This is a genomic window from Streptomyces sp. YS-3, assembly GCF_045257485.1.
Classification (GTDB): Bacteria; Actinomycetota; Actinomycetes; order Streptomycetales; family Streptomycetaceae; genus Streptomyces.
Genome location: NZ_JBJHPC010000360.1, coordinates 1 through 7,510, shown reverse-complemented (window position 1 = coordinate 7,510; position 7,510 = coordinate 1). Strand labels below are relative to the sequence as shown.

The 7,510-nt window shown below is 71.8% G+C and carries 8 protein-coding genes; 6 read left to right on the top strand and 2 right to left on the bottom strand.

Features of this window, described 5'->3' with window-relative positions; all coding sequences use genetic code 11:
• On the top strand, positions 1–890 hold an 890-nt coding region (locus ACJA3G_RS24985; protein WP_406555289.1), incomplete at its 5' end, for a DMT family transporter.
• Here ACJA3G_RS24985 and ACJA3G_RS24980 read toward each other — a convergent pair.
• Positions 868–1,995: a magnesium and cobalt transport protein CorA gene (locus ACJA3G_RS24980; protein WP_406555288.1), complete on the bottom strand. Its 1,128-nt coding sequence runs from the start codon at positions 1,993–1,995 to the stop codon at positions 868–870. The two genes, ACJA3G_RS24985 and ACJA3G_RS24980, sit on opposite strands and share 23 nt — an antisense overlap.
• A gap of 428 nt (positions 1,996–2,423) precedes the next feature.
• Between ACJA3G_RS24980 and ACJA3G_RS24975 the strand changes: the two genes are divergently transcribed.
• From ACJA3G_RS24975 to ACJA3G_RS24960, 4 genes are all read left to right on the top strand, one after another.
• Complete coding sequence (locus tag ACJA3G_RS24975) at positions 2,424–3,008, top strand: suppressor of fused domain protein (RefSeq protein ID WP_406555287.1); 585 nt, start codon at positions 2,424–2,426, stop codon at positions 3,006–3,008.
• Between the two features lie 89 nt (positions 3,009–3,097).
• Entirely contained in the window at positions 3,098–3,748 is a 651-nt protein-coding gene (locus ACJA3G_RS24970) for a DUF6758 family protein (protein ID WP_406555286.1), read from the top strand.
• Between the two features lie 88 nt (positions 3,749–3,836).
• Positions 3,837–4,700 (top strand): PHP domain-containing protein, encoded by an 864-nt coding sequence (locus ACJA3G_RS24965; protein ID WP_406555285.1) that lies wholly within the window; start codon positions 3,837–3,839, stop codon positions 4,698–4,700.
• A gap of 106 nt (positions 4,701–4,806) precedes the next feature.
• Positions 4,807–5,412, top strand: a complete 606-nt coding sequence (locus ACJA3G_RS24960; protein WP_406555284.1) for a MarC family protein — start codon at positions 4,807–4,809, stop codon at positions 5,410–5,412.
• A 139-nt stretch (positions 5,413–5,551) separates the two neighbouring features.
• Here the strand turns inward: ACJA3G_RS24960 and ACJA3G_RS24955 are convergent, their stop codons facing one another.
• Complete coding sequence (locus ACJA3G_RS24955; protein ID WP_344075186.1) at positions 5,552–5,704, bottom strand: hypothetical protein; 153 nt, start codon at positions 5,702–5,704, stop codon at positions 5,552–5,554.
• A gap of 197 nt (positions 5,705–5,901) precedes the next feature.
• Here ACJA3G_RS24955 and ACJA3G_RS24950 point away from each other — a divergent pair, with 197 nt between their 5' ends.
• Entirely contained in the window at positions 5,902–6,912 is a 1,011-nt protein-coding gene (locus ACJA3G_RS24950) for an NYN domain-containing protein (RefSeq protein WP_406555283.1), read from the top strand.
• Positions 6,913–7,510 lie beyond the last annotated feature (598 nt).

The following is a 7,510-nucleotide window of genomic DNA, read 5'->3' as shown; positions in this document are numbered from 1 at the left end:
CCCCGGCCCCGGCCGCCGCGCCGCCCGCACCGCGGGCCGACTTCGCGCTGCTCGCCGTCGCCATCGCCAGCGTGTCGCTCTCCGCGCCGCTCATCGCCGCGACGGCGGCGCCCGCGCTCGCCATCGCGTTCTGGCGCAACGCCATGGCCGTCGGGGTCCTCACCCCGCTGGCCGCGGTCAGGTACCGGGCGCAGCTGCGCGGGCTGACCCGCCGGGAGGTGGGCCTCGCGGTGGCCGCCGGAGCGCTGCTCGCGATCCACTTCGGGCTCTGGCTGCCGAGCCTGCGGATGACCTCGGTGGCCTCCTCGACCGCGCTGTGCACCACCACGCCGATCTGGACCACCGTCGCCCTGCGGCTGCGCGGCCATCGCCCGCCCGCCATGGTGTGGGCCGGGACGCTGGTCGCCTGCGCGGGCGTGGTGATGCTCACCGGCGTCGACATGACCACCTCGCCGCGCGCCCTCGCCGGTGACGCGCTCGCCCTGGGCGGCGGTGTCGCCGCCGCCGGATACGTACTGCTCGGCGCCGAGGTCCGGCGGACCGTCGACACCGTCCCGTACACCTGCCTCTGTTACGGGACGGCCGCCGCCGGGCTGCTCGCGGCCTGTCTGGCGAGCGGCGCGGACCTCGGCTCGTACTCCGGAGTGACCTGGGGGAAGCTGGCCGCGCTCACCGTCGCCGCCCAACTGCTGGGCCACTCCCTGCTCAACCGGGTGGTGCGGGGCCTGGGCGCGTCCGTGACGTCCACGGCGATCCTCCTGGAGACCCCGGGCGCGGCGCTGATCGCCGCGCTCTGGCTGGGCCAGCAGCCGCCCGCCCTGGCCTGGCCCGCCCTGGTGGTGATCCTCGGCGGGCTCGCGCTCGTCGTCAGAGCCAGCCGTTCCGCTTGAGCGTGCGGTGGATGGCGAGACAGCTGCCGGCGATGGCGGCCAGCACGATCGGGTAGCCGTACTTCCAGTGGAGCTCCGGCATGTGGTCGAAGTTCATGCCGTACACCCCGCACACCATCGTCGGTACGGCGATGATCGCCGCCCATGAGGTGATCTTGCGCATGTCCTCGTTCTGCGCGAACGACGCCTGCGCCAGGTTGGCCTGGAGGATCGAGTTCAGCAGCTCGTCGAAGGCGACCACGTGCTCCTGTACGCGCGCGAGGTGGTCGGCGACGTCGCGGAAGTACTTCTGGATGTCGGGGTCGACCAGCCGCATGGGCCGCTCGCTGAGCAGCTGCATCGGCCGCAGCAGCGGCGAGACCGCCCGCTTGAACTCCAGTACCTCGCGCTTGAGTTGGTAGATCCGCCCGGCGTCCGCGCCGCGCGGACTGCCCTTGGCCGGGGCGGAGAAGACATCGATCTCCACCTCGTCGATGTCGTCCTGCATCGCGTCCACGACCGCCAGATAGCCGTCGACGACCTGGTCCGCGATGGCGTGCAGCACGGCCGAGGGGCCCTTGGCGAGCAGCTCGGGGTCGTCCTGGAGGCGTTTGCGCAGCGCCCGCAGCGAACCCTGGCCGCCGTGCCGGACGGTGATCACGAAGTCCCGGCCGGTGAAGCACATGACCTCGCCGGTCTCCACGACCTCGCTGGTGGCGGTGAGTTCGGCGTGCTCCACGTAGTGGACGGTCTTGAAGACGGTGAAGAGCGTGTCGTCGTACCGCTCCAGCTTGGGCCGCTGGTGGGCGTGGACGGCGTCCTCCACGGCCAGCGGGTGCAGCCCGAACTCGGCGGCGATACCGGCGAATTCGGCCTCGGTCGGCTCGTGCAGCCCGATCCAGGCGAAGCCGCCGTCCTCCTGGACGTACCGCATCGCCTCACGCGGCGTGAGGCAGGAGTCGGCCTGGATGCGCAGCCCGTCGCGGTAGACCGCGCAGTCGACGACGGCGCTGCTCGCGGAGGGGTCGCGGGTGGGGTCGTAGGAGCTGTGCGGGACGGTGCTCTTGCGCAGCGACGTACGGAGGGAGGGGCGGACCGCGGCGCGCAGGTCACGGATCATGGACATGGCAGGACTCCTTCACGGAGAGGCCGCCGACGGGCGTGGCACTGCCCGGAATGGGGACGTGACGCGAGAACTTCGTACATCTGGCGTACGTCCGCAAAGCGGGCGGTACCGCGAATGCGGTGACGGCGTTCGCTACTGAAACGGACTGGGCGAGGCGATGTGCTCTTCCGCCGTGCGACATGCCATGGGACTCAGATGTTTCCCGGGGAGACGGCCGGGTATGGAGGTCTCGATCACAGGGAACAACGAAGGCGCACGGAAGAGCGGTTGGTACTGCCAGGCCGACTTCGATCCATCGCAGCCCCACCTCCTCCGGCCGGTCCCCCGTGAGGGACGTTCTGCTGCCCTGAACAGCGGCCAAGACTATCAGCCGGCGCAGGTGTCAAGTCCGTACTTTGCCCGTTCGATACGGCTTCTATGCTCAACTCATGGTTGATGTTCTTGCTCTCGTCGAGGCCAGGCTGCGTACCGCCCTCGGTGAACCGGACGCGCGCGCCGCGGTGACCTTCCTCGGTACCGACCGCGTCGAGGTGCTGCGCTTCGCCGACGGGGACATCGTGCGCTACGCCACGCTCGGCATGTCGGCCCGGCCGATGACCGACCCGGCCGCCGTCCTCGCCGACCCGGTCGAGGGTCCGCGCGCCGAGCTGGTCCTGTCCGTACGGGCCGGGCTCGCCGACACCGACAAGGTGCTGCGACCGCTCGCCGTCCTCGCCTCCACCCCGCAGGTCGAGGGCGTGGTGGTGGCCCCCGGCGCCTCCCTGGACATCGGGGAACCGCTGTGGCCCGGGGCGCCGTTCAGCTCGGTCCTGGTGGCCGAGCCGGGCGGGCTGGTCGAGGACCTGGAGCTCGACGGGCCGATGGACCCGGTCCGCTTCCTGCCGCTGCTGCCCATGACCGCCAACGAGGCGGACTGGAAGCGGGTGCACGGGGCGCAGGAGCTGGAGGAGCGCTGGCTGGCCAACGGGACGGACCTGCGCGATCCGCTGCGCACCTCGGTGCGCCTGGACTAGGGCGTCCGCCCCCGGCCGCCCCATTTGCCACACGCCGGACGGGTGATCGTCCTTGACGCGGCGCGGGACGGGGAGGACCGTTGGCATGTATGAGGGGCGAACCCAGTTGCCCGAAGTGCGGAGGCCGGGTCAGGGCGCCCGGTCTCTTTGCCGACACCTGGCAGTGCGATGTGCACGGGACGGTGCATCCGCTCCAGCCGGTGGTCCCGCCGAGCGTCGAGGCGCTCGGCGTCGTGGTGCACCGGGCGAAAGTGCCCGTCTGGATGCCGTGGCCGCTGCCGATCGGCTGGCTGTACACCGGAGTGGCGTGCGCGGGCGACGACCGCAGCGGCGGGCGCGCCACCGCCGTGGCCTGTTCGGGCCCCGCGCCGCTCGGCGGCATCGGTGAGCTGCTGCTCGTCGCGGAGGAGCTGGGCGTGGGCCTGGGCGCGCGGTACGCGGGCATCGACGGCCCCGACCCCGGCCCTTACATGAACGTCGACAAACCGCCCCACACCAAGGTCCTCGCGGCCGGGCGCCCCACCCCGCTCTGGCACGTCACCGGCACGCCCGACGACCGCGCGGTCTTCGCGGGGGAGGCGCGCGGCCTGTGGCTGTGGGCGATCGTCTGGCCCGAGCAGTCGGGGCTGCTGCTCTACGACGAGCTGGTCCTCACCGATCTGCGCGACGCGGGCGCCGAGGTCGAGCTGCTGCCGTGCGGGGCGCTGTCGCCGCGCATCCTGTCCGGAGGGATGCGGTGACCGCCACAGCCGTGCCGGGCGGGACAGGGGCTACGCGCAGTTATCCTTGACTGTCCCCCCTGCCCGTCCCTACGCCCTGGAGTCACGCGTGCGCATCGATCTGCACACCCACTCCACCGCGTCCGACGGCACGGACACCCCGGCCGAGCTCGTCCGCAACGCCGCCGCCGCGGGCCTCGACGTCATCGCGCTCACCGACCACGACACCACCCGCGGATACGCGCGGGCGACCGCGGCGCTGCCCGCGGGCCTGACCCTGGTGACCGGCGCCGAGCTCTCCTGCCGGATCGACGGTATCGGCCTGCACATGCTGGCGTACCTCTTCGACCCCGAGGAGCCCGAGCTGGCGCGCGAGCGCGAGCTCGTCCGCGACGACCGGGTGCCGCGCGCGCGGGGCATGGTCGCCAAGCTCCAGGAGCTGGGCGTCCCGGTCACCTGGGAGCAGGTGGCGCGGATCGCGGGCGACGGCTCGGTGGGCCGCCCGCACGTCGCCGAGGCGATGGTCGAGCTGGGTGTCGTCGGGTCGGTCTCCGAGGCGTTCGTGCCCGAGTGGCTGGCGGACGGCGGACGCGCGTACGTCGGCAAGCACGAGCTCGACCCGTTCGAGGCGGTCCGGCTGGTCAAGGCCGCGGGCGGGGTCACCGTCTTCGCGCACCCGCTCGCCCTCAAGCGCGGCCGGGTCGTGCCCGAGACCGTCATAGCCGAGCTCGCCTCGGCCGGCCTCGACGGCATCGAGGTCGACCACACCGACCACGACGCGTCCTCGCGCGCGAAGCTGCGCTCCCTGGCCGCCGAACTCGGCCTGCTCACCACCGGCTCCAGCGACTACCACGGCGACCGCAAGGCCGTGCGGCTCGGTGAGTGCACCACCGACCCCGAGATCTACGGCGAGATCACCCGCCGTGCGACGGGCGCGTTCCCCGTCCCGGGCGCGGGCGGAACCGGCCGCTAGCCAGGGGCCCGGCCCCTCGCCCTTCCCTCTCCTCCTTCAAGGATGCCGCTGCGTGCGGACGTCCTCCTCTGCTCCGTACGTACACCCTCTCCCGCAAGGCACCACCGTGTTCGACGCTGCCGTTTTCGGCTCCCTCTTCCTCACTCTGTTCGTCATCATGGATCCCCCCGGGATCACCCCGATCTTCCTCGCGCTGACCTCCGGGCGCGCCGCCAAGGTGCAGCGCAGGATGGCGTGGCAGGCCGCCGCCGTCGCGCTCGGTGTGATCACCGTGTTCGGTCTGGTGGGCAACCAGATCCTGGCGTATCTGCACATCGACGTTCCCGCGCTGATGATCGCGGGCGGTCTGCTGCTGCTGCTCATCGCGCTCGACCTGCTCACCGGCAAGATGGAGGAGCCGAAGCAGACCAAGGACGTCAACGTGGCGCTGGTGCCGCTGGGCATGCCGCTGCTCGCCGGTCCCGGCGCGATCGTGCAGGTGATCCTGGCGGTCCAGAACCACGACTCGTTCGGCGGGCAGGTCGCGGTGTGGACCGCGATCCTTGCCATGCACATCGTGCTGTGGCTGGTCATGCGGTACTCGCTGCTGATCATCCGGGTCATCAAGGACGGCGGTGTGGTCCTGGTGACGCGGCTCGCGGGCATGATGCTCTCCGCGCTCGCGGTGCAGCAGATCATCAACGGCGTCACCCAGGTGATCCGGGGCGGCTGACCGTACGCGCACCTCGGGTACGGGTGCACCTCGGGTACGCGTGCACCTCTGGTACGCCTGCCCGCGCAGCGAAAAGCGCCCCCGCACCGGTGTTCGGTGCGGGGGCGCTCCGGCTTGCCGCGCGGGAGATCCTTACGCGTTACGAAGCCGAGCTGTCGGCCGGGCGGATGTAGATGCGCTGGCCGACTGCGGCGGCCTGCTGCACGATCCGGTTGACGGAGGCGGCGTCCACGACGGTGCTGTCCACGGCGGAGCCGTCCACGTCGTTGAGGCGCATGATTTCGAAGCGCATGGCTTCTCCCTTCGTCTGATCCTCCTGAAGGAGAACTGCTGGTGCTGGTGGTACGAGGAACTGGCCCCGTTACGACTGTTACAACGGGTTGCCCCTGGCAAACATTCCCTACGCTAAGGAAATTTTTTCACGGGCTAAATACTGGCGGGTAAGGCACCGGTTGTGACGCGTACCTCACGCCCCTGAGAATGGGGGCAATGAGCGAAGCAGGCGACATCCCAGGCAACGAGATCCCCGGCGTCGGCGCCCCGGGCGTCCCGGACAGCTCCGGCGGCGGCTCCGGAGGCTCGGGCGGCGGTCCGGGCGGCGGTTCCGGCGCCTCTGCCGCGTCCGACATCGGCGCGCAGCTGGAGCGCACCAACCAGCTGCTGCGGCGGATGCTGGCCGAGGTGGCGAAGACCCCCTCAACGCACGCGATCTTCGTGGACGCGGGCTATGTCTACGCGGCGGCGGGCCTCCTGGTCACCGGGACGGAGGACCGCCGGGCCTTCGACCTCGACGCGGAGGGGCTGATCGAGGCCTTCATCGACAAGGCCCGCACGATCTTCGCGGACAGCCGGCTGCTCCGGGTGTACTGGTACGACGGCGCGCGCCGCCGCATCCACACCAACGAGCAGCAGTCGATCGCCGAGCTGCCGGACGTGAAGGTGCGCCTGGGCAACCTCAACGCCAACAACCAGCAGAAGGGCGTCGACTCCCTGATCCGCTCCGACCTGGAGTCCCTCGCCCGCCACCGCGCGATCAGCGACGCGGCCCTCATCGGCGGTGACGAGGACCTCGTCTCGGCGGTCGAGGCGGCGCAGGGGTACGGGGCGCGGGTCCACCTCTGGGGCATCGAGGCGGCGGAGGGGCGCAACCAGGCGGAGCCGCTGCTGTGGGAGGTCGACAGCCAGCGCACGTTCGACCTGGACTTCTGCAAGCCGTACGTGACGCGGCGGCCGGTGACGATGTACGAGGACAGCGGGCCCGCGCCGACGCGGGACGACGTGCGGTTCGTGGGCGCCCGGATCGCGGCGACGTGGCTGTCCGAGCGGGGGCGGGCGTCCCTGGCGCAGCTGCTGCCGGGCCATCCGTATCTGCCGGGCCCGGTCGACCAGGACCTCCTGGTGGAGGCGGAACGCCTGCTCCAACGGTCCTTGCGGGGCCATGCGGATCTGCGGCGAGCGCTGCGGGACGGGTTCTGGCAGCACTTGCAGTCGCAGTACTAGGGCTTTTGTGCCTTGTCTGCGGCGTGGTGGGCGGCTGGCCGCGCAGTTCCCCGCGCCCCTTGGGGGTCCGGGGTGACCGGGCGGTTTGGCTCGGCCAAGGCCCAGATCCGGTCCCGGAGGGAGAGTTTCCGTCTGCGGCCCGGTGGAGGGCTGGTCGCGCAGTTCCCCGCGCCCCTGAAGGCCGACGGCTGAGCCGAACTCTCCGGCTGCGGCGCCCCCCTCAGGGGCGCGGGGAACTGCGCGAGCAACCCCCACCGGCCCGCGGATGGGCAACGGCCTCTTGGCTTGGGGGCGCGGGGAACTGCGCGACCAGCCCCCACCGGCCGGCAGGTGAGCGACGAGCTTTTAGGGGCGCGGGGAACTGCGCGAGCGCCCACCACCGACCCGCGGGTGAGCGACGGCCTTTTAGGGGCGCGGGGAACTGCGCGAGCAACCCCCACCGGCCCGCAGACGATTGCCGACCTCTCAGGCGCCCCCACCGGCCCGCAGGCGATTGCCGACCTCTCAGGGGGCGCCCCCACCGGCCCGCAGGTGAACGACGGCCGCCTCAGGGGCGCGACCAGCCCGCACGGGCCGCGGGCGCAAACCGGGGCCGGCC

Bases quoted from the DNA above. Each gene is read 5' to 3' on its own strand.
- ACJA3G_RS24950 (WP_406555283.1), top strand. From the start codon at position 5,902: ATGAGCGAAGCAGGCGACATCCCAGGCAACGAGATCCCCGGCGTCGGC.
- ACJA3G_RS24955 (WP_344075186.1), bottom strand. From the start codon at position 5,704: ATGCGCTTCGAAATCATGCGCCTCAACGACGTGGACGGCTCCGCCGTG.
- ACJA3G_RS24970 (WP_406555286.1), top strand. From the start codon at position 3,098: ATGAGGGGCGAACCCAGTTGCCCGAAGTGCGGAGGCCGGGTCAGGGCG.
- ACJA3G_RS24980 (WP_406555288.1), bottom strand. From the start codon at position 1,995: ATGTCCATGATCCGTGACCTGCGCGCCGCGGTCCGCCCCTCCCTCCGT.
- ACJA3G_RS24975 (WP_406555287.1), top strand. From the start codon at position 2,424: ATGGTTGATGTTCTTGCTCTCGTCGAGGCCAGGCTGCGTACCGCCCTC.